Below are 21339 nucleotides of genomic sequence, written 5' to 3'. Positions count from 1 at the left end.
ATTCAGCTTTATAACCGATTACCTCCAGGCCCCGCCAAATCCCGACCGGGCCGCTTTACTACCCAAATCCCTATTTGATTTTTCGGAGACAGCCATGTCTGAGTTGCCGTTTATTGTTGTTGCGGAAGAAGATTACAACCGGCTCACCGCTCTCATCGAACGTATGGAGGGAACATCAGACGTTATCGATGGCCTGGAAGAAGAGCTGAGCCGTGCCGACCTGAAACCCTCGCGCGAAATGCCGGAAAACGTCGTTACCATGAACTCCCGTGTACGCTTTCTGGATGAAGACGCGAACCAGGAACACGAGATGACGCTGGTATACCCGCATGAAGTGGGAGAAGCCTCCGACAGGGTTTCGATCCTGGCACCGGCCGGCGCCGCCATGTTGGGGTTAGGTATTGGCGACCGCATTGAGTGGCCGATGAAGGGGCGTAAGCCGATTCATTTGAAGGTGGTTGGGGTTACTCGCGCTGGGGCGTAACAGCGAGCGAGAGTATTGAAGTAACTGGGTCGCCGGTGCAGCGACCCCTGCATCTCCAAGGAGTGCAACCGTCGACATCACTGCATCCCCATCCACTCAGCCAACTGCAAATTGGTTTTTAAGCGCAACCGCTGCTGAAGCATTCCCTCGAAAACGCTCTCTGCTGATTGGCTCGCGCCCAGTAACGGCAATGCAGCTTCGGCTTCCGCGAAAAACTGCTTTTCACGTTCTGTCCCGATGATAGCTTGGTCCCACCATTCGAGTACTCGAGGCCGCGCCTCTTTCAATAACGCATCCGCCGGAAGCTTTTCCGATTTGGCCACATTTGCACGCTGTGATGCCGGCAAAAGATTCCACAAATCATTATTATTCCAACGCGACCACGGAAAGCAGTGGTCGATGTCATAACGGACACGACCAAGATCACTTGCGGTCCAGACACACTCAACATGTCCGGTTTGCAGCTGTTGGTCCACTAGCTGCCGAACCAATGTGGTATCCCGACGGCCTTCAGCCCATTGCAGCGCACGGTGGTAAATATCCGATGAATAGCGAGCCTCCCAGCTACCCATCAAATTCACCCACTCATTAACGATGGCGGGCTCGACCCAGCAGGCATAGCGACTGAAAGTGTCCCAGAGCATGGCCGGCACACGAAACGTACCAAAGCGCGCCAGTGTTTCCCGATCAAGCCTTACAGCCTCGTTGCGGATCCGGAAACGGCTCACCCCGCCTTCAAAAACCGTACGATTGCTGCCTGGCCAGGTTGTGTAGCGGGCCGGGTTCTTCAGAATATTTGCGGCAGCCGTCCGGATCGCCTTGAGAACAACCGGTGCATGCTCTGCCGAAAGTGACAGCCCCACCCTGAAATCCAGCGGTGTCATTTGTGCCAGCTGATAGAATTCATCACCGGCAAAACCATAGCCGCCCGACCCCGGCGCCTGTCGCAGCTGATGCTGAAGAATCAGCGGGTGATAAAGCATCAACCAGAACAAGCCCACGGCACCCAAAGGCACCTCTACCCACTCATCGGTTCGATTCAGGATCAGTCCGGGGGAGCTGTCGGCCATTCGCACCAGCGTCCGAAGCAAGCCCAGCTTGTAGGTAGAAGACTTGTTATCGTTAACAATAATGTGCCGCAAGGTTGGCAACGCCCCGGTGCCGTCATCCGGCAGGCGGTAAACCGCCGTCTCCCACCAAACCCCGGAGCGTTTCAGCTCGTCAGCGCGATTTTCTGCAGGTACCGGAACCGGCATGACAGCCCTGTTTTGTGCAAAACAGTCCAGTTCCGCTTTACTCACCTCATGGAAAACCCGCTCCCCATCACCCGGACCATGGCGCAAAGTGATCACAAGCATGCCGGACGGCGCCAGCAGCTCAGTCAAAATACGAAATGCCCGTTCACGACTCGATGGTGAGACATGCATCCACACCGCAGACACCAGGATCAGATCAAACCGGTAACTGAGCTTGCGGATTTCGCCCAGATCCGGCATGGAATCATCCACCCACTGGATGCTTTTCCGAGCTGTGGCGGCTTCCCCCAATCGGCGCAGCTCCGTCGCTGGCTCAACCGCCACTACATCCCAACCACGTTCCGCCAAGGCTGACGCATCACGGCCACTGCCCGCGCCCACGTCGAGAGCAAGACCCGAACTCTTTTCCAACAGAGAGAGCCAGTCACTGTGAACCTGCTCGAAGGTCAGAGACTGATACTGATTGAAGAATTTTTGAGCGTTTTTGTCGTAGGGTTCGTGACTCATGCCGCTGCTAATTTCGCTGCTTGTTGCCACATAAAATTCGGCATCGGTGTTCGGAGTTGCCAGGTAATACTCATGGGTTGAGATCCAGTGTTAGACACGTAATTAACCTCACCGTAATTCACAAACCCCATGGTGCGACCATATTCGTCTTTCGCCTGTTCCCTGACAAACAGGAACAACCGTTTTTCGATGGCTTGGTGCTGAATATAGTCCTTCCCTTTACCCCGGTCAGGCCGAGCGCTGTTTTGGGACTGCCAGTGAAACAGCTGCTCGTTGATCGCGTAATCGTGGTACATGGTCGTTGGCGAAAACTGCTTTTCGTTCTTGTCCAGAGTGACGAACAGCAGCTCCATGTTCTTATCCTGAATGACATAAACACCTTCCCTCGATGACGGCTGGTTTTCGAACGTCACCGCCCCAAAGCCAACCAGAATCTGCTCTCGGGAATAACGCGCGTGCAACCGCAGCGGGACTTCCTGCAACTCCGGCATAGTCGGCTGTTCGTGCCTGGTTTTAGCCAGTTTCCAGTCGAGCACATCCACCAGCTCCGATTCCAGGCCCAGGTTGCCGAGTTCCGCCAGGCTTTGGGCGAGCGAATCAAATTCCAGCTCTGGCCCTGCTTTCTGCCAGAAATCGTAATGACACATGAGCGCCTGACGGTTGCCAGAATCGTCCAAGCTAAACCCGGACTCGCATAGCTTCTTGAGAAACAGCAGGTACTGGTGATCGTCGCAGATCAAAATCCGGTTGTAGATGGCCTTTTTCGCAAGCTTGAACAGCCAGTCATTGGTTGCGTCTTCGGTTTTCGCTTTGCTCACCAGTTCCGCCCAGCTGCCCCTTTTGTAAATCTCGTTCGGGTCGATGTGCGGATGATGCGTTAGAAAGTTTTTCAGCGTGAGTGGCCGAGTGGAATGCTGCGGGAACTGCCGAACAAGAGACACCAGCCGCTTTATGGTCAGCGTGGCTTGCCGGATGTTGCTCAGCACCATTTCCTGGGTCTTCCTGGTGAGTTCAATTCGGCAACCCAGTGGTGCATGGGGAAAGCTCTGCTTCAGTTCTTCGGTGATCGAGCGTTCTGACTTGCCCACCAATGCCCGGAATTTATTGGCAAAGTCGTACTCGGGCCGAGAGTTACCTACAAAATCGAGAACAGTGCAGCAGTCTTTATCATCGGCCAAACGCAGTCCACGGCCGAGTTGCTGCAGGAAGATGGTCAGGCTCTCGGTTGGGCGCAGGAACAGCAAGGTATCGACTTCCGGAATATCGACGCCTTCGTTGAAGATATCGACCACACACAGTACGTTGATTTGCCCTGAGCGAAGGGCTTGCTGCTTTTGCTGACGCTCGTGGCTGTTGTCGCTGGTGAGCACATCAGCCTTGATACCGTGCAGCAGGAACTGTTGCACCATAAAGTTTGCGTGTTCACGGCTCACGCAGAAAGCGAGAGCTTTCATGCTGGTGATGTCGGTGACGATTTCCCGCAGGCTGCGCAGGATCTTGTTTACACGGCTCTGATTATGCGTGTACAGGTTGGTTAACTGAGCAACATCGTAGCGGCCGCGGTGCCAGGGAATGGTGCGCAGGTCGGTGTCGTCATCGATCCCAAAATACTGGAAGGGGCAGAGGTGACGGCGGTTGATGGCTTCCGGCAGCCGGAGTTCGGCGGCAATCACGCCACCAAAGTCACTGAGAATATCGCCACCGTCGTGCCTCTCCGGTGTCGCGGTCAGGCCCAGCAGTATCTCAGGCGAGAAGTGCTCCAGTACCGTCCGGTAACTGGATGCAGCGATGTGGTGCACTTCGTCGATCACGATGTAGTCGTAATAGCCTTCTGTCAGCTTCAACTGGTCCAGCTGGTTATTTAGGGTCTGAATGGAGACGAACAACTGGCGGTAATGCTCGGGCAACTGGCCGCCAACCCAGAGCTCACCGAAGGCATTATTGCGCAGCACGCCACGATAGGCTTCACGGGCCTGCCGCAGAATTTCATCACGATGCGCCACAAACAAAAAGTGGGCGTTTGGTTTTGTTTTCATGAAGCGCTGAAAATCAAACGCCGAAATCAGCGTCTTGCCAGTGCCGGTGGCGGCCACGACGAGGTTACGGAAACGCTGATGCACGTCCCTCTCGACAGATAGCTGCTCAAGAATATCCTTCCAAAAGATTCTCATCCAGAAAACCCTCGTCTGAAATCCGGCTCTTCAGCCACACCAGCAACTGGTTCGAAAGATCAATCTGCTGCTGCAGCCGATTGTCACCGGAGGGCACGGATTCAATGGCAAACTCCAGAATGTTGGAGAGAAAACGTGACAGCCACACTGAGGCTTCTGCGCTGTTGAGTTCGCGCTCGCCCACGTAAAACTTGTCTCTGTCCAGGCGACTTTCGATGAGCTTGGTAATTAGCTGTTCGTAGATTCCGGTTTGCTGCATCAATTCCCTTCCGTTTTGACAGCGCTCTGTATCACCGCCTGGCAGTCTTCCTCACCATATTCGCCGGTATGCTAGCGAGGGTTGCAGGAACAGTAACGATCTCTGCGACGATTTCCAACAACTGCCGGGTATTTCCCACGGCACCACCTCCCCACCCAAACCTTGACCAGAATCAAATCTGGCCAAAAGGACGACAGACCCCTCCTCCGCAGATACGTACAATCCGCAGCAAACACAAAAACGAGTTTTCCCAAGGTATGTCCCGAGTTGCACCGTCTATACAGCGCTACCTGCTGACCCGCACGTTTCTGTTTTCGGCCATCGGCTTTCTGATTCTGCTGTTCGTTTGCCGCCTGGCCTACGAGGCCAGCATTCGCGCCAGTGCCGATGAAATTGCCAAGTCTGTGGCGGAAAGCACGTTCAACTCCATGTACCTGGTCATGAGCCAGGGCTGGACGCGCGAGCAACTGGAGCAGTTCATGGAGCAGCTTTCCAGCCCCAAGAAATCCGATGCCGCCATGGATGTGATGGTCTACCGGGGCGAGACCGTTACCGAGCTGTACGGCGAGATCAACCAGCCACAGATGGACAAAGCCATTCGCGATGCCATGCGCTCCGGCGAGGTGATCAAACGCACTTACGGCAACGAACAGCGCTACCTGCATCCACTGAAGGCTGAGAACTCCTGCCTGCAGTGTCACACCAACGCCGAAGTGGGTGACACCCTGGGTGTAATCGAGGTGAAGCAGAACCTCACCGATCAAATGGATATTGCCAGCCGCAACCTGCTCTACTATCTGCTGGTGCTTTCCCCCCTGCCGATCCTGTTCGGTTTCTGGGCGGTGCGTTCCGTCACATTCCGGGTCAACCATTCGGTGGACGAGCTCAGCAAGCGCATCAAGAAAGTGGAAACCCTGCAGGACCTGAGTCAGCTCTCCAAGGAAAATGAGGACCTGGGCTTCCGGGAGCTGAACCAGATCTTCCACCAGGTGGAAACCCTGGCCGAGCGGCTGCAGGGCATAGCGGTCGACAAGGATTTGCTCGAATTCGAGATTCGCCTGCTGGAGAAGTTCGTGATCACCTCCGAGGTGGTGCGCGACTGGCGCGAATACATCAACATGCTGATGCTCGACATCAACCAAGTGATCCAGATTTACACCATGTTCTCCATTTTCAAGGTGGACGACGAGGTGTTTGACCTGGAAATCTTCTGGATGAAGCCCCCTTCCGACAACACCCGCAAGATGATGGAAACAGCCATCCGAAATCGTCTGCAGGGTAACGAGCACTTCGGCCTGCCGGGCGAGGTCATCATCCACCACAACAGCGTTCATTCCGAAGGCCCGCCTTTGGAGCTGGAGCCGGCGGAAATTGAGCTTCAAACCAAGTCGCTGCTGGTAGAAACCCCCAAAATCGGCGGCATTGTCGGCATTGGCGTGCACGCCGATATCGTCAAGGACAACACCAAACTGCTGGTACTGGAGAGCATACTGTCCACCCTGCTGAACGTGGTGGGCTCGGTGAAGGCCATCTACAAGTACACCCGGGATCTGGAGTACTACGCCACCCGGGATCCGCTCACCAACCTTTACAACCAGCGCATGTTCTGGGAGTTGCTGGATTACGAACTGGACCGCTGCCAGCGCCATGATTACCAGGTGGCGCTGCTGATGCTCGACCTGGACAATTTCAAGGCCATCAACGACGGCTACGGTCACGCCACCGGCGACAAGCTGCTGCGCCAGCTGTCACTGGAGCTGCAAAGCGTCCTGCGCACTGGCGACGTGCTGGCCCGTTACGGCGGCGACGAATTTGTGGTGGTACTGCCGGAAACCAGCCTGGAACACGCCCAACAGGTGGCCGAACGGCTGCTGCAATGCATGCAGGACTTCAGCCTGGAAACCCCGCAGGACGGCGTGGTGCGGGTTACCGGTTCCATTGGCGTGGGCCTGTTCCCGGACCACGCGGAGAACCGCAAAGACCTGTTCATGTTCGTGGACAACCTGATGTACCGCTCCAAGAGCCAGGGCAAGAACCGTATCAGCCTGCCCCACAAGGAAGACGTGGCGGAAATCTTCAACGACCTGAACCAGAAGATGGTGCTGGTGAACGATGCCATCGAAAACCACAGCGTGGTGCCGGTGTTCCAGCCCATTCAGCCAAATGGTGACGACATTCCAGCAATGGAGGTACTCAGCCGCATCGAGTTGCCGGATGAGACACTGATGACAGCGGGCGAGTTCATCGAGATTGCCGAGTCCATGGGCAAAGTTCACCTGATGGACTACATCGTGATGGAGAAGGCCTTCAAGTACGTGTGCGACACGGGTTATGAAGGGCTGCTGTTCATCAACCTTTCGCCGAGGTCCATACTGGTGCGGGATTTCCTGCAAACCCTGCATGACCTGACAGACCGCTACCAGTTGGACCACGGCCGTATTGTGTTCGAGATTACCGAGCGCGACACGGTGAAAAACATGGGGCTGCTGGAAAACTTTGTGCGCAGCCTGAAAGACTCCGGCTACCTGCTGGCGATTGACGACTTCGGCTCCGGCTTCTCATCGTTCCACTACCTGAAGTACCTGCCGATTGATTTTGTGAAGATCGAGGGCGACTTCATTGCCAACATGGCCAACGATCCCCGGGATCTGGCCTTCGTGGTCAGCATCACCGACCTGGCCAAGAAGCTGAAGCTCAAAACCGTGGCGGAATTTGTGGAAAACGAGGAAGTACTGCAAATGGTCCGGGACGTGGGCATTGATTACGCCCAGGGCTTCCACATTGGCCGACCCAAGCGCGAGATGCCGGGCTCTGAGTGAGCCCGGTTTCCTGCTACACTGTTCGCCCTCTATAGCCGGCCATACAGCGAACAGTAGTAGCTAATCATCATGCAAGAAAACTCCCCTGCCCCCGCGGCTCTGTCCCGCAAGTTCAGCGTTGCCCCGATGATGGACTGGACAACGCCCCATTTTCGCTACCTTGCGAGAATTCTAAGCCGCCACACGCTGCTCTACACCGAGATGGTCACCACCGGCGCGCTGATTCACGGCGACACCCAGCGCTTTTTGCGTTATCACGAATCCGAACACCCGCTGGCGCTGCAACTCGGCGGCAGTGATCCGGCCGAACTGGCTCACTGCGCGAAGCTTGCCGAGCAGTTCGGGTTTGATGAAGTGAACCTGAACGTGGGCTGCCCGAGTGACCGGGTGCAAAACAACATGATCGGCGCCTGCCTGATGGCCTACCCGGACAAAGTCGCTGAGGGTGTCGCGGCCATGAAAGCGGCCACCGATTTGCCGGTAACCGCCAAACACCGCATTGGTATTGATGGTCGGGAGTCCTGGGACGAGCTGTGTGAGTTTATCGAAAAGGTGGCCGCCGCCGGCTGTGAAACATTTATCGTTCATGCCCGCATTGCCGTGCTGGAAGGCCTGAGCCCCAAGGAAAACCGGGACATTCCGCCGCTGAAATACGAGTGGGTGTACCGCCTGAAGGAGAAATACCCGCACCTGGAAATTATCATTAACGGCGGCATTAAAACATTTGATGAATGCCATCAGCACCTGCAACACACAGACGGTGTTATGCTCGGTAGAGAGGCGTACCACAACCCCTGGCTGCTGGCCTCGGTGGATACCGAGTTCTTTGGTGAACCGCCAACCGTTGCCAGCCGGCACGAAGCCCTGCGGGCCATGTTGCCGTTCATTCAACAGGAGCTGGAACGGGGGGTGTACCTCACCCACATGTCGCGCCATGTGATGGGGCTGTTTCACGGCATGCCCGGCGGCCGCCAGTTCCGCCGACACATCAGTGAGAATGCCCACAAACCCGGCAGCGGCCTGGAAGTGATTGAAGACGCCCTGGCCAAAGTACGCGAATCCTGACAGTACGGAGAACCGCCTGCATGATCGAGCGCCTGAAACAACTGTTCGCCGCCCCCGAAGCCGAACCAGCCAAACCCGATGATCACCAGCTGGCCGTGGCTGCCACGGCCTTGATGGTGCAGCTGTCCGGCGTCGATAATGACCGGGACGAGCGCGAGCTGCAAACCATTGTCGATTGCGCGGTCAAAGCCCACCAGATCACCCGCGAGGAAGCACGGGAAATTCTGGACGACGCCCTGGCCCACGCTGACGACGCGGTTTCCCTTTACGAGTTCACCGGGCAGATCAACGAGACACTGAGCCACGATGAAAAGCACACGCTACTGGTCAGTATCTGGCGGGTTGCCTTTGCCGATGGCCGTATCGACAAATACGAAGAACACCTTATTCGCCGTATTGCCGACCTGCTGCATCTTAATCATCGTGAATTCATGCAGGCCAGGCACCAGGCTGAAAACGCCGCGGGTTAATACAAGGAGACGCCATGTTAGCCATTCTTCACCCCAATACGCCGCTGGACAGCGACGCCTATCGCCAGACCATGCATTACCTGGAAAACCTGCCGGGTGTCAGCCTGCGGGTGCACGAGGTCCAGGGTGCCAGCCAGCGGCTGACGGAGATTTACCTGCTGGGCGATACAAAAACCCTGGACAAAGAAGAAATCGAAGCGCTGCCGGCGGTCGAGCGAGCCATTCGCATTTCCGAGGATTACCGCATTCTCGGCCGCCACAAGGACGACAACCGCCAGAGCGGCTTCACCTACAACGGCGTAGAGTTCAGCCAGGACAACCTGAATATTTTCGCGGGGCTGTGCGCGGTGGACGTACCCGAGCATGTGGAAATGATGATGCAGGCGCTAGAGGACAACGGCGAGGTCTGCACCCGCATGGGCGCCTACAAACCGCGTACCAACCCGTATTCGTTCCAGGGTCATGGCAAGGGCTGCCTGCCCTGGGTATTCGAGAAAGCCGGCAAGCACGGCATCAAGGTGATCGCCATGGAGATCACCCATGAAAGCCATATCGAGGAAATCGACACCTGCCTGGAAAAACTCGGCCGCCCCACCGGCGTCATGCTGCAGGTTGGCACCCGCAATACCCAGAACTTCGAGTTGCTGAAAGCCATTGGCCGGCAAAGCACCTACCCCGTGCTGCTCAAGCGGGGCTTTGGCATCACCCTGAACGAATCCCTGAACGCGGCGGAATACCTGGCCAGCGAAGGCAACGCCAATGTTATTTTCTGCCTGCGCGGCATGAAAACCGAAGCCGGGCAGCCACACCGCAACATGGTGGATTTTGCCCATGTGCCGGCGGTAAAGAGGCTCACCCGCATGCCCGTGTGCGTGGATCCCTCCCACTCGGTGGGCAGCCGCGAGCAATCCCCGGACGGCATCCTGGATGTGATGCACGCCACCGCCCAGGGGGTGATTGCCGGCGCCAACATGGTGCTGGTGGATTTCCACCCGAAGCCGGAAAAGGCGCTGGTGGACGGCCCACAGGCCTTGTTGATGCACGAACTGCCAGCTTACCTGGAAGACATTCGCCTGTGCCATGAAACCTGGAAGAAACGCCAGGCCATTTACCATCGCCTGAGGAGCAGTGCGGCAGAATGATCGTTTATGGTCACCGGGGGGCCAAGGGAGAAGCCCCCGAAAATACCCTGCCAGGCTTTTACCATGCCTACCGGCAGGGCATACGGCATTTCGAGCTGGACCTGGTGCTGTCCAAAGACGGTGTGCCGGTACTGGTACACGATTTAACCGTTGACCGCACCACCAGCCACAAGGGCAATGTGGGGAACTACACCGTCGCCGAACTGGCGAATATGGACGCCCGTCGCAACGTCACCGGTTGGCCCACCAAAACCGGCATTCCGTCACTGGAACAATTGCTGGACCAGTTCCCGGACCTGGAACACCTGCAACTGGAAGTGAAAAAAGACACCGGTTCGCGCCTGAACATTCTGTGTAACCGGTTGACCGAAATCATTCAGCGCCGGGATCTGTACCGCCGTGTGGCGGTGACCTCTTCAGACCCGCGTTTTTTGCGGGAAATACGCCGCCGTAACCGGGACATTCGCATTGGCCTGGTCGCCGAGCGCCGGTTCCCGAAACCGCTGAACCTGGCCAAACGCCTGGGGTGCGAGTATTTCTGCGCAAAGTGGAAAATTCTCACGCCCGGTCTGGTGGAGCAGGCACACCGCCTCGACATGCACGTTTCCGCCTGGACGGTAAACCGCATTCACGACATACTGAAACTTGAGGATATCGGCGTGGACAGTATCATTACCGACTATCCCACCAGCACCCGGACCTACTTTGAGAACCGGGCACAGGCGCTGCTGACACTGCCCAAAGAAGAATCACAGAGCCCCGAACCGGCGTGATAAAACACCGGCCGGGGCATGGCCGGCATCAGAAGATCCGGTTCAGACCATTGAGCGCCGCTACCCGGTAGGCCTCGGCCATGGTCGGGTAGTTGAAGGTCGTGTTAATGAAGTAATCCAGGGTATTACCCTCCCCTTTCTGGTTCATGATGGCCTGGCCGATGTGTACGATCTCGGCCGCCTGGTCACCAAAGCAGTGGATCCCCAGAATTTCCTTGGTTTGCGGGTGGAACAGAATTTTCAGCATACCCACCGATTCGCCGGTAATCTGCGCCCGGGCCAGGTGCTTGAAAAACGCCTTGCCGATTTCATAAGGCACCTTGGCTTCGGTCAGTTCCTGCTCGGTCCGGCCCACCGAACTGATCTCCGGAATGGTGTAGATGCCGGTAGGCACATCGTTTACAAAACGGAAATACTCGTCCTGGGCGATGTCAGAGGCGGCCGAACGACCCTGGTCATAGGCAGCACTGGCCAGGCTCGGCCAGCCAATCACATCACCCACCGCGTAAATGTTCTCGACCTCGGTGCGGTAATGCTTGTCCACGGCCAGCTGGCCACGGTTGTTAGCCTCCAGCCCAACGTTCTCAAGGCCCAGGTTGTCGGTGTTACCGCTGCGGCCGGCCGCCCACAGGAAGGCATCGGCGCGGATTTTCTTGCCGGACTTCAGTGACAACACCACCCCGTGATCGTCACCCTCGACCGACTCGTACATCTCGTTATGGCGAATCAGCACCCCGTTGCTGCGCAGGTGATAGCTGAGCGCATCGGAGATTTCATCGTCCAGGAACGACAGGATGCGGCTGCCAGGGTTGATCAGATCCACCTTCACGCCCAGACCGGCAAAGATGGAGGCGTACTCGGAACCAATAACGCCGGCACCGAAGATGATCAACGTGCGCGGTGTGTGCGACAGATTCAGAATGGAGTCGGAGTTGTAGATGCGATGATGGCGGAAATCCACATCCGGCGGCAGGAACGGGCGTGAACCGGTGGCTACGATGGCCTGTTTGAAGTTCAGCACTTCCACCGACTTGTTGCCCCGGACCTCAATACGGTTCTTGTCCAGGAAAGAGGCACGGCCATTAATCAGATCCACCCGATTGCGGGCATAAAAACCGGTTCTGAGCTTCACCTGCTTGCCGATAACCTTCTGGGCATTCTGCAGTACCCGTGGAAAAGAGAACCAGCGCGGCTCGCCGATGTCGCGGAACATCTGGTTGGTATTGAACGTGATGATCTGCTTGACCGAGTGTCTCAAAGCCTTGGAGGGAATGGTACCCCAATGGGTACAGTTGCCGCCTACCTGGGGCTTGTCCTCGATAATGGCGACACGCTTGTTATGCTTGGTCGCATTCATGGCCGCACCCTCGCCAGCAGGACCGGCTCCGATAACGACAACGTCGTAATGATGTTCTGCCATCTGCGCAGTCACTCCTTATGCACGTTGTAAGAATTGTTTAGCCAGACCCCGGACAGGGATTATTTATCTGTCCGGGTCGCGTCGTAGGCAAGATCTTCAGGCTGGGGTTTGCCGGACTCTTCCCGGCTTTCTTCGCATTTCTGGGTATTACCACCGCAAATTTCACAGGATGTGCTGATGCCCAAAGCACCAATACCACCGCAGGTACCACTGATCGGTTTACGGCCGAAAATAACGCCGACAGACATAGCTGCAACCAGCAGCACAACGATACCCAGCACCAGGAGAAAAGTACCCATTGCGCCCTCCTTTACTGAACGCGGTACGAGCCGAACGCCGGAGTTTGATGGCTTTCAAAGCCCCCGTCCTCGGCCCGCACGATGAAGTAGGCGGGAATATTTTCCCGCGTTGCCAGGGCCATGGCACGTTCATGGCCCATCACATTAAACGCAGTAGCCAGCCCGTCTGCAGTCATGCTGCTTTCGCTGATGACAGTCACCGAGGCCAGCCGGTGTTGAATCGGTCTACCCGTTTTCGGGTCAATTGTATGGGAATAGCGCTGCCCTTCCGATTCGTAATAGTTACGATAATCGCCGGAGGTGGCCATGGCCTGCGACTCAAGCGCGACAATCCGATTAACCTCACGGCCATTTTCCACCGGCTGTTCAACCGCCAGTTTCCAGGCGCTGCCATCCGGCTTGCGGCCATTTACCCGGACTTCACCACCAACCTCCACAAGGTACGCTGCCACGCCCTGCTTGTCGAGATAGCGGGCCACCACATCCACACCATAACCCTTGGCAATGGCTGATAAATCCAGATACAACGGAATCTCCGAGCGAATAGCCTGGCGCCCGGCATCCAGCTCCAGGTGCTGCCAACCTGTCTCCGCCAGGGCCCGGGTCAGCGCGTCTTCTCCCGGCACGGTTTCCGGCCTGGCATCGGGGCCAAACCCCCACAGGTTGACGACCGGGCCAATGGTGATGTCCAGTGCCCCGTCGGTCATTTCCGCGATACGCCGGGCCTCCGACAGCACCTCGAACAGCGGTCCGGAAACCTCGGTCCATTGGCTCTGGTCGGATTTCTGGTTAAAGCGGGACAGTTCCGAATCGTCTTTCCAGGTGGACATGGCCTGGTCCACCGACTGAAGCTCTTCCTGAATGCCGCTGGCCAAGTTTCGCAGCCGCTCTTCATCCTCGTGCAAGACCACATTGATGTGGTAGCGCGTACCGAAGATGCCGCCGGATATTTCCCAGATTTTTTCCTCGTCCTGAAACGAGCAACCCGCCAGGGCCGCCATCACCAGCGCAAAGAATGCACTGGTGATGGCGGCCCTGACGGGTCTGTTCATGCCGGTTGTCATCGCTATGGATTAACCCCCGAAGTCGTCCAGCATGATGTTTTCTTCCTCGACCCCCAGATCCTTGAGCATCTTGATGACAGAGGAGTTCATGATGGGGGGCCCACACATGTAGTACTCACAATCTTCCGGAGCCGGGTGGTCCTTCAGGTAGTTTTCGTACAACACATTATGGATAAAGCCGGTGGGGCCTTCCCAGTTGTCGTCCGGCAGCGGGTCGGAAAGCGCCACGTGCCATTCGAAGTTGTCGTTTTCTTCCTGCAGCTGGTCGAAATCTTCCACGTAGAACATTTCGCGCACACTGCGGGCACCGTACCAGAAGCTGATCTTCCGGTTGGAGTTCAGGCGCTTGAGCTGATCAAAGATGTGTGAGCGCATGGGCGCCATACCGGCACCACCACCAATGAACACCATTTCGTTATCAGTGTCCTTGGCAAAAAACTCACCAAACGGTCCCATCACAGTGATCTTGTCACCCGGCTTCAGGTTGAACACGTAGCTGGACATGATGCCCGGCGAATGATCGGTACCGGGAGGCGGAGTGGCAATACGGATGTTGAACTTCAGTACGCCCTTCTCTTCCGGGTAGTTGGCCATGGAGTATGCGCGGATGGTCTCTTCCTTGTTGACGGTGCGCAGGCTCCACAGATCGAACTTGTCCCAGTCTTCGTGGAATTCTTCTTCAATGTCGAAGTCCTTGAAGCTGATGTCGAACGGAGGGCATTCCAGCTGCACATAACCGCCGGCACGGAAGTCCACTTCCTCGCCTTCCGGAAGCTTCAGTACCAGTTCCTTGATGAAGGTGGCCACGTTGTGGTTGGACACCACTTCGCATTCCCACTTCTTCACACCGAAGAACTCTTCCGGTACTTCCACCTGCATGTCCTGCTTCACCGGAACCTGGCAAGACAGGCGCCAGCCTTCTTTCTCTTCCCGGTTGGTGAAGTGGGTCTTTTCAGTGGGCAGCATCGCGCCGCCGCCTTCCAGAACCTTGCACTTGCACTGGGCACAGGTGCCGCCACCGCCACAGGCGGAAGACAGGTAAATGCCGTTGTTGGCCAGGGTGCCCAGCAGCTTGCCGCCGGCGGGCGTTTTGAGCGTATGCTCCGGATCGTCGTTGATCTCGATGGTCACATCACCGGTGCTTACCAGCTTGGAGCGGGCTGCGAGAATGATCGCAACCAGCGCCAGCACGATAACGGTGAACATGACCACGCCAAGAATGATTTCTGTACTCATGGTCTCGCCTTTTCGTTAAACCGAATCACCGGATGAATTACAGGGAGATGCCGGAGAACGACATGAAGCCAAGCGACATCAGACCCACGGTAATGAAGGTGATGCCAAGGCCACGCAGACCGTCCGGAACATCGCTGTACTTGAGCTTTTCGCGGATACCCGCCAACGCGACGATAGCCAAAGCCCAGCCGAGGCCGGCGCCAAAGCCATACACCACACTTTCACCGAAGGTGTAGTCACGCTCCACCATGAACAGTGAGGCACCCAGGATGGCGCAGTTCACCGTGATCAGTGGCAGGAACACGCCCAGCGCTGCATAGAGCGCGGGAATGTATTTGTCCAGCACCATTTCCATGATCTGAACAATAGCCGCAATAACGCCGATGTACGCCAGCAGGCCCAGAAAGCTCAGATCCACATTCGGCAGACCGGCCCAGTCCAGGGCGCCTTCGCGCAGGATAGTGTTAAACAACAGGTTGTTTACCGGCACGGTAACGGTCAGTACGACAATTACCGCGATACCCAGACCGGTCGCTGCCTCGATCTTCTTGGAGATCGCCAGGAAGGTACACATCCCCAGGAAGAACGCCAGCGCCATGTTCTCAACAAAGACGGCCTTCAGGATCAGATTGATGTAATGTTCCATCAGAAGGCCTCCTTAACTTTGTGAGCGGACATTTTGAAGTCTTCCTCTTCAACCTGCTCAGGCTTCCAGGTACGCAGAGCCCAGATTGCCAGACCGATGATGAAGAACGCACTCGGCGGCAACAGCAGCAAGCCGTTGGTGACGTACCAGCCGCCTTCGTTCACCGGTGACAGCAGGGTAACGCCGAACAGGGAACCGGCACCCAGCAATTCGCGGAAAAAAGCCACAAACAGCAAGATGATCGAATAACCCAGACCGTTACCAATACCGTCCAGGAAGCTCATGCCCGGCGTGTTGTTCATCGCGAAACCTTCCGCGCGGCCCATGACGATACAGTTGGTAATAATCAGACCAACGAATACCGACAGCTGCTTGGAGATTTCATAGGCATAGGCCTTCAGCACCTGGTCAACCACAATAACCAGCGAGGCGATGATGGTCATCTGTACAATAATCCGGATGCTACCCGGAATTTGTGTGCGCACCAGCGACACCGCCAGGCTGGAAAAGCCGGTAACTGCAATAACCGCCAGAGACATGACGATACTGACGCTCATGCTGGTGGTTACCGCCAGCGCCGAACAGATACCAAGGATCTGAAGGGCGATAGGGTTGTTACTGAAAATTGGTTCGAAGAGAACCTGTTTGGCTGATTCACCTGCCATGATCAGACCTCCCCTTCACGAAGATTTTTCAGGAACGGGGCGAAGCCACGGTCACCCATCCAGTAGTTGACGAGCTGCTGCACACCGCGGCTGGTCAGTGTCGCACCGGAAAGAGCGTCGATCTTGTGCTCCTTGTTCCTGGCGTCGGCACTCACGCCACCTTTCACCAAGCGGATCTGGGGTTCGGTGGGGTTTTCGGCATAAAGTTCCTTGCCAACCCACTGCTGCTTCCAGCGGGGGTTATCAACCTCACCGCCCAGACCAGGCGTTTCGGCGTGGGAATAGAAGCCCAGACCCTCAATGGTGTTCAGGTCGCCTTCCAACGACATGAAGCCATACAGGGTGGACCACAGACCATAGCCGTGAACCGGCAGAACCACACGGGTCAGCTCGCCGTTCTCGCTCAGGGTGTAGATCTTGGCCACGTTCGGGCGGCGCTTGATGCCTGCCTTGTCTTCGGAGGACGGAATGTTGGTGGACAGGTCCGGATCCGAAGCGGCTTTGTACATGTCGTACTTCATGGGGTCTTCCACACCCACGGTGGCAGGTTCCACGTATTTACCGGTGTCCAGATCCACGAGGCGAACATCGAAACGTTCGAATGTGTTTTCAATCTCGTCAGCACTGGCGCCAGGCTCCAACATGCCGGCAGCCGACAGAATGTTGCTCTTGATGTCCAGGTTCTGGTTCTTGATCTGCGCCGGGCGCAACGTAACCGCTGCGGTGGAAACTACGACCGAGAAGAAAATACTCAGCACCAGCGCGACCATGATCGTTCTGGAGACGGAATCTTTTGCTTTAGCCACGAGCAAGCCTCCGTTTGATGTTGGCCTGAACCACATAATGATCCATCAGCGGTGCGAACAGGTTGGCGAACAGGATGGCCAGCATGATGCCCTCCGGGAACGCCGGGTTAACGACACGGATCAGCACAGTCATCACACCCACCAGGATACCAAAACACCAGCGACCGGTGTTGGTCATGGCGGCGGATACCGGATCGGTGGCCATGAACATCATGCCGAAGGCAAAGCCGCCCATCACCAGGTGCCAGTGCGCCGGTACGGCGAACATCGGGTTGGTGTCGGAGCCGACAATGTTCAGCAGCAGTGACATACCAATCATGCCGATCATCACACCACCAACAATGCGGTAGGAGGCGATCTTCATGGCCAGCAGAATCAGGCCGCCGATCAGAATGGCAATGGTGGAGGTCTCACCCATGGAGCCCTGAATGGTACCCACAAAGGCGTTCATCCAGCCAATGTTCTGTTCCAGCGCTTCCATACCGCCGGAAGCCGCCCAGCTCAGAGCCGTTGCACCACTGAAGCCGTCAACCGCGGTCCATACGGTGTCACCGGAAATCTGAGCCGGATAGGCGAAGTACAGGAAGGCACGGCCGGTCAGCGCCGGGTTCAGGAAGTTCTTGCCGGTACCGCCAAACACTTCCTTGCCGATCACCACGCCGAAGGTGATGCCCAGGGCCACCTGCCACAGCGGGATGGTGGGCGGGCAGATCAGCGCAAACAGCACCGAGGTCACGAAGAAACCTTCGTTTACCTCATGCTTGCGCACGGTGGCGAACAGCACTTCCCAGAAACCGCCAACCACAAAGGTCACCGCGTAAATGGGAATGAAATAGGCCATGCCGTAAATGAAGTTGTCCAGCAGACCCGCGCCCGCGCCAGTGGTGGCCAGCGCAGTGATAAAGGCCTCACGCAGGCCGCCGTCGGCGATCAGGGCATCCGGGTTGGACGCCAGGAAGCTGTTGGCCTGGAAACCGATGTTCCACATGCCGAAGAACATGGCCGGGAAGGTACACAGCCACACCGTGATCATGATGCGCTTGAGATCAACGCCGTCACGAACGTGCGAGGTGGTGCTGGTTACACTGCTCGGCGAGTAGAAGATGGTGTCGACCGCTTCGTACAGTGCGTACCAGCGTTCGTACTTGCCACCTTTTTCAAAGTGATGCTCGATGCCATCGAGAAACTGTCTGATTGCCATCGTAGTTAGCCCTCGATCTCGATTCGGGTCAGGTTCTCACGGAGAATCGGACCGTATTCATATTTGCCGGGGCACACGAAGGTGCACAGCGCCAGATCTTCTTCGTCCAGCTCCAGGGCACCCAGTTTCTGTGCCGTTTCGGTATCGCCAACAATCAGCGAACGCAGCAGCTGGGTTGGCAGGATATCCAGGGGCATGATTGCTTCGTAGTTCCCCACCGGAACCATGGCCCGCTCACTGCCATTGGTGGTGGTTGTGAAATTGAACAGCTTGCCCGGGTTGAGCTTGGACAGATAGATGTTCATCACCGAGAACTTGTTCGGACCCGGCGAGAGCCAGCCCATGAACTCGCGTTTGGTCTGCTCCTCGAGCACGGTGACCTGATTGGCAAACCGGCCCAGATAGGCAACGGGACCATCGCCACGGCGACCGCCGAATACTGAACCGGAAACGGTACGCACCTCGCAGTCGGTGGCAATTTCGCCATCCAGCAGTTCCGGCAGGCTGGCGCCCAGACGGGTACGAACCAGACGAGGCTTGAGCGCTTTTGGCCCGCCGATGGCAACAATCCGCTCAACCGGCACTTCACCGGTTTCGAACAGCTTGGCGATGTCGATCACGTCCTGGTAATTAATGGACCAGACCACTTTGTCGCCAACAATCGGATCAAGATAATGGATATGGGTGCCCACGTTACCGGCCGGATGCACGCCATCAAACTGCTGCACCTCCACGCGGTCGGTCTTCGGCACGGCCACGTCTGAGCCCGGTTTGCCGGTGACAAACACCTTGCCGTTGGTCAGTTTGGTGAGGATGTTCAGGCCTTTTTCAAACGCCTTGGCGTTTTCACCAATGATTACCGTCGGGTCCGCCGCCAGCGGATTGGTGTCCATCACGGAAACAAAGATGGAATTGGGCGCGGAATCAATCTCCGGCACCTTACTGTACGGACGGGTGCGTAAAGCAGTCCACAGGCCGGATTCAACCAGATTGTCCACCACCTGCTGGCGCTCCAGGCCGGCAAGATCCGCGTCATCATAGCGGGCGAAGGTTTCAGTTTCGTCGCCATCAATTTCGATAACGATCGACTGGAATACGCGGCGCTCACCGCGATTGATTTCTTTTACCACACCGGCGGCCGGGGAGGTATAACGAACGCCTTCAGTCTTCTTGTCCGTAAACAGCAGCGTGCCGCGCTTGACGCGGTCCCCTTCTTTCACAGCCATGGTCGGCTTCATGCCGTGGTAGTCAAAACCGATCAACGCTACGTGGCGAATCGGTTTACCGTCCGTAATGGTCTGTTCGGGGGCGCCGCTGATGGGAAGATCCAGGCCTTTCTTGATCTTGATCATTAGCCTCGTCCAATCATCAGAAACTTTCTGAAAATTTCAACGCCCGACTCCCGGTGGCCCAATATTGGTTGCAGGACGTGCCTTGCAGGAAATGTTGGGAAACGGGGCGCCAGACATACCCAAAATCGCGCCAATTATAGAGATTAAGGAATTTCATTTCCACCGGAAACCGGCCGGGTTTTCCCTGCCCTGTCATGCAAAAACCCCGACAGCCAGAAGCCATCGGGGTTTCTCTCAGCACTGCGTAGTTAACACTACGACCTTAGTCGCGCACCCGCTTCGGGAAGACCGGGTGGTCAACGCCGGCCATGTCGTTCACGCAGCGGATCACCTGGGCGCTGTAACCGAATTCGTTGTCGTACCACACGTACAGGATCAGACGATTGCCCTCGGCGATGGTGGCCTGGGCATCCACCACGCCAGCGTGACGGGAGCCAACGAAGTCCGTGGACACCACTTCCGGCGAGTTCACGAAATCAATCTGTTTCTGCAGCTCGGAGTGCAAAGCCATGTCCCGGAGGTAGTCGTTGACCATGTCAACGGTGACTTCCTTGCTCAGGTTCAGATTCAGGATCGCCATGGACACGTTCGGAGTCGGAACCCGAATAGCGTTACCACTCAGCTTGCCCTTCAGCTCCGGCAGCGCCTTGGCCACGGCCTTGGCCGCGCCGGTTTCGGTGATCACCATGTTCAGCGGTGCAGAACGGCCACGACGGCTACCCTTGTGGTAGTTGTCGATCAGGTTCTGGTCGTTGGTGTAGGAGTGAACCGTCTCCACATGACCATTCTCAATGCCGTATTCGTCGTGAATCGCTTTCAGAACCGGGGTGATGGCGTTGGTTGTACAGGAGGCGGCCGACAGGATCTTGTCGTCCTCGGTGATGGAATCGCTGTTGATGCCATACACGATGTTCTTGATATCGCCCTTGCCCGGGGCAGTCAGGATCACGCGGCTCACGCCCTTGGACTTCAGGTGCAGACCCAGGCCGTCTTCGTCGCGCCAGATACCAGTGTTGTCAATGACAATGGCGTTGTTGATGTCGTACTGGGTGTAATCCACCTGATCCGGGCCGTCAGAGTAGATCACCTTAATATAGTTACCGTTGGCGATCAGCGCGGAATCTTCTTCGTCCACGGTGATGGTGCCATCAAACGGGCCGTGCACGGAATCACGACGCAGCAGGCTGGCGCGTTTTTCCAGGTCGTTGTCGGCCTTGCCCTTGCGCACAACGATAGCGCGCAGACGCAGGTTGGCACCGCCGCCGGCTTTTTCGATCAGAATCCGGGCCAACAAGCGGCCGATACGACCAAAACCGTACAGAACCACGTCTTTGGTGTCCCGGACGTCCTGTTCGGCACATTCGGCCTTGTACTGACCGACAATCGGGCCGATTTCCTGCTTCAGGAATTCGGTGAGATCACTGAAATCGCTTTCCTTGAACTTCACCGCCAACTTGCCGATGTCCACGTGACCACGGCCCAGCTCCAGCTTGTCCATGGCCTCCAGGATCGGCAGAGTGTCATGAACAGACAGCTCGCTGTCCTCCACCTGACGCACGAAACGATGAGCGCGAATAATGTCGATCACGGACTGGTTGATGATCGCACGGCCGTAAACCGACGTAACAACGTTGTTCTTGCGGTTCAGCCGGCCGATCAACGGAATCATGGCTTCGGCGGTGGACTCTCGGTCAGTCCAGTTGG

General features: G+C 56.7%; 17 protein-coding genes and 1 pseudogene. 6 read left to right on the top strand and 12 right to left on the bottom strand.

All coding sequences use genetic code 11. The features are described 5' to 3' along the window. Positions 1-94: 94 nt before the first annotated feature. On the top strand, positions 95-484 hold the full coding sequence (gene rnk, locus BMZ63_RS04825; protein WP_091702387.1) for a nucleoside diphosphate kinase regulator: 390 nt from the start codon (positions 95-97) through the stop codon (positions 482-484). A 77-nt stretch (positions 485-561) separates the two neighbouring features. Here rnk and BMZ63_RS04820 read toward each other — a convergent pair whose 3' ends face one another. Both BMZ63_RS04820 and BMZ63_RS04815 read right to left on the bottom strand, forming a co-directional pair. Beyond that, a complete protein-coding gene (locus BMZ63_RS04820) occupies positions 562-2247 on the bottom strand; it encodes a class I SAM-dependent methyltransferase (RefSeq protein WP_091702384.1) in 1686 nt (561 codons plus the stop codon). Then, positions 2244-4677 (bottom strand): annotated as a pseudogene (locus BMZ63_RS04815) (DUF3427 domain-containing protein). Before BMZ63_RS04815 ends, BMZ63_RS04820 begins: the two are co-directional and overlap by 4 nt. Positions 4678-4934: 257 nt before the next feature. On the opposite strand from BMZ63_RS04815, the gene BMZ63_RS04810 reads away from it, so the two are divergent. The 5 genes from BMZ63_RS04810 (at position 4935) to BMZ63_RS04790 (ending at position 10946) form a co-directional block, all read left to right on the top strand. Continuing rightward, positions 4935-7496 carry a putative bifunctional diguanylate cyclase/phosphodiesterase gene (locus BMZ63_RS04810; protein ID WP_091702382.1) on the top strand — a complete coding sequence of 854 codons (2562 nt, stop codon included), beginning with the start codon at positions 4935-4937 and terminating at the stop codon, positions 7494-7496. A 69-nt stretch (positions 7497-7565) separates the two neighbouring features. After that, complete coding sequence (gene dusA, locus BMZ63_RS04805) at positions 7566-8561, top strand: tRNA dihydrouridine(20/20a) synthase DusA (RefSeq protein WP_091702379.1); 996 nt, start codon at positions 7566-7568, stop codon at positions 8559-8561. Between the two features lie 20 nt (positions 8562-8581). Then, positions 8582-9031 carry a tellurite resistance TerB family protein gene (locus tag BMZ63_RS04800; RefSeq protein WP_091702376.1) on the top strand — a complete coding sequence of 150 codons (450 nt, stop codon included), beginning with the start codon at positions 8582-8584 and terminating at the stop codon, positions 9029-9031. A gap of 14 nt (positions 9032-9045) precedes the next feature. Continuing rightward, positions 9046-10173 carry a 3-deoxy-7-phosphoheptulonate synthase gene (locus BMZ63_RS04795; RefSeq protein ID WP_091702373.1) on the top strand — a complete coding sequence of 376 codons (1128 nt, stop codon included), beginning with the start codon at positions 9046-9048 and terminating at the stop codon, positions 10171-10173. Further along, on the top strand, positions 10170-10946 hold the full coding sequence (locus BMZ63_RS04790; RefSeq protein ID WP_091702370.1) for a glycerophosphodiester phosphodiesterase: 777 nt from the start codon (positions 10170-10172) through the stop codon (positions 10944-10946). The genes BMZ63_RS04795 and BMZ63_RS04790 overlap by 4 nt, the downstream gene beginning before the upstream one ends. A 28-nt stretch (positions 10947-10974) precedes the next feature. On the opposite strand, the gene sthA is transcribed toward BMZ63_RS04790, so the two are convergent. The 10 genes from sthA to BMZ63_RS04740 all read right to left on the bottom strand — a co-directional run bounded on the left by sthA (position 10975) and on the right by BMZ63_RS04740 (position 21304). Beyond that, the gene (gene sthA, locus BMZ63_RS04785; protein ID WP_091702368.1) at positions 10975-12366 is read right to left on the bottom strand and encodes a Si-specific NAD(P)(+) transhydrogenase; all 1392 of its coding nucleotides are present in this window, start codon (positions 12364-12366) and stop codon (positions 10975-10977) included. A gap of 59 nt (positions 12367-12425) precedes the next feature. Further along, positions 12426-12665 carry a (Na+)-NQR maturation NqrM gene (nqrM, locus tag BMZ63_RS04780; RefSeq protein ID WP_091702365.1) on the bottom strand — a complete coding sequence of 80 codons (240 nt, stop codon included), beginning with the start codon at positions 12663-12665 and terminating at the stop codon, positions 12426-12428. Positions 12666-12676: 11 nt separating this feature from the next. After that, positions 12677-13729 carry an FAD:protein FMN transferase gene (locus tag BMZ63_RS04775; RefSeq protein WP_091702362.1) on the bottom strand — a complete coding sequence of 351 codons (1053 nt, stop codon included), beginning with the start codon at positions 13727-13729 and terminating at the stop codon, positions 12677-12679. Between the two features lie 9 nt (positions 13730-13738). Continuing rightward, the gene (gene nqrF, locus BMZ63_RS04770) at positions 13739-14965 is read right to left on the bottom strand and encodes an NADH:ubiquinone reductase (Na(+)-transporting) subunit F (RefSeq protein ID WP_091702359.1); all 1227 of its coding nucleotides are present in this window, start codon (positions 14963-14965) and stop codon (positions 13739-13741) included. A gap of 37 nt (positions 14966-15002) precedes the next feature. Next, a complete protein-coding gene (nqrE, locus tag BMZ63_RS04765) occupies positions 15003-15611 on the bottom strand; it encodes an NADH:ubiquinone reductase (Na(+)-transporting) subunit E (protein WP_091702357.1) in 609 nt (202 codons plus the stop codon). Further along, positions 15611-16276: an NADH:ubiquinone reductase (Na(+)-transporting) subunit D gene (locus BMZ63_RS04760; RefSeq protein WP_091702354.1), complete on the bottom strand. Its 666-nt coding sequence runs from the start codon at positions 16274-16276 to the stop codon at positions 15611-15613. The genes nqrE and BMZ63_RS04760 overlap by 1 nt, the downstream gene beginning before the upstream one ends. Positions 16277-16278: 2 nt before the next feature. Then, complete coding sequence (locus tag BMZ63_RS04755; RefSeq protein ID WP_091702352.1) at positions 16279-17082, bottom strand: Na(+)-translocating NADH-quinone reductase subunit C; 804 nt, start codon at positions 17080-17082, stop codon at positions 16279-16281. Next, positions 17075-18283, bottom strand: coding sequence for an NADH:ubiquinone reductase (Na(+)-transporting) subunit B (locus tag BMZ63_RS04750; protein ID WP_091702349.1), 1209 nt, complete (start codon positions 18281-18283; stop codon positions 17075-17077). Before BMZ63_RS04750 ends, BMZ63_RS04755 begins: the two co-directional genes overlap by 8 nt. A gap of 5 nt (positions 18284-18288) precedes the next feature. Beyond that, complete coding sequence (locus BMZ63_RS04745; protein WP_091702346.1) at positions 18289-19635, bottom strand: Na(+)-translocating NADH-quinone reductase subunit A; 1347 nt, start codon at positions 19633-19635, stop codon at positions 18289-18291. 262 nt (positions 19636-19897) lie between these two features. Continuing rightward, on the bottom strand, positions 19898-21304 hold the full coding sequence (locus BMZ63_RS04740; RefSeq protein ID WP_373296680.1) for a glyceraldehyde-3-phosphate dehydrogenase: 1407 nt from the start codon (positions 21302-21304) through the stop codon (positions 19898-19900). Positions 21305-21339: the final 35 nt, after the last annotated feature.

Origin of the sequence: Marinobacter persicus (genome assembly GCF_900114155.1) — a bacterium.
Taxonomy (GTDB): Bacteria; Pseudomonadota; Gammaproteobacteria; order Pseudomonadales; family Oleiphilaceae; genus Marinobacter; species Marinobacter persicus.
This window is presented reverse-complemented; position numbering and strand designations above follow the sequence as displayed.

Excerpts from the sequence above, each read along its gene's own strand:
- rnk (WP_091702387.1), top strand. The coding sequence starts at position 95 with ATGTCTGAGTTGCCGTTTATTGTTGTTGCGGAAGAAGATTACAACCGG.
- BMZ63_RS04820 (WP_091702384.1), bottom strand. The coding sequence starts at position 2,247 with ATGAGTCACGAACCCTACGACAAAAACGCTCAAAAATTCTTCAATCAG.
- BMZ63_RS04810 (WP_091702382.1), top strand. The coding sequence starts at position 4,935 with ATGTCCCGAGTTGCACCGTCTATACAGCGCTACCTGCTGACCCGCACG.
- dusA (WP_091702379.1), top strand. The coding sequence starts at position 7,566 with ATGCAAGAAAACTCCCCTGCCCCCGCGGCTCTGTCCCGCAAGTTCAGC.
- BMZ63_RS04800 (WP_091702376.1), top strand. The coding sequence starts at position 8,582 with ATGATCGAGCGCCTGAAACAACTGTTCGCCGCCCCCGAAGCCGAACCA.
- BMZ63_RS04795 (WP_091702373.1), top strand. The coding sequence starts at position 9,046 with ATGTTAGCCATTCTTCACCCCAATACGCCGCTGGACAGCGACGCCTAT.
- BMZ63_RS04790 (WP_091702370.1), top strand. The coding sequence starts at position 10,170 with ATGATCGTTTATGGTCACCGGGGGGCCAAGGGAGAAGCCCCCGAAAAT.
- sthA (WP_091702368.1), bottom strand. The coding sequence starts at position 12,366 with ATGGCAGAACATCATTACGACGTTGTCGTTATCGGAGCCGGTCCTGCT.
- nqrM (WP_091702365.1), bottom strand. The coding sequence starts at position 12,665 with ATGGGTACTTTTCTCCTGGTGCTGGGTATCGTTGTGCTGCTGGTTGCA.
- BMZ63_RS04775 (WP_091702362.1), bottom strand. The coding sequence starts at position 13,729 with ATGACAACCGGCATGAACAGACCCGTCAGGGCCGCCATCACCAGTGCA.
- nqrF (WP_091702359.1), bottom strand. The coding sequence starts at position 14,965 with ATGAGTACAGAAATCATTCTTGGCGTGGTCATGTTCACCGTTATCGTG.
- nqrE (WP_091702357.1), bottom strand. The coding sequence starts at position 15,611 with ATGGAACATTACATCAATCTGATCCTGAAGGCCGTCTTTGTTGAGAAC.
- BMZ63_RS04760 (WP_091702354.1), bottom strand. The coding sequence starts at position 16,276 with ATGGCAGGTGAATCAGCCAAACAGGTTCTCTTCGAACCAATTTTCAGT.
- BMZ63_RS04750 (WP_091702349.1), bottom strand. The coding sequence starts at position 18,283 with ATGGCAATCAGACAGTTTCTCGATGGCATCGAGCATCACTTTGAAAAA.
- BMZ63_RS04745 (WP_091702346.1), bottom strand. The coding sequence starts at position 19,635 with ATGATCAAGATCAAGAAAGGCCTGGATCTTCCCATCAGCGGCGCCCCC.
- BMZ63_RS04740 (WP_373296680.1), bottom strand. The coding sequence starts at position 21,304 with ATGATTCCGTTGATCGGCCGGCTGAACCGCAAGAACAACGTTGTTACG.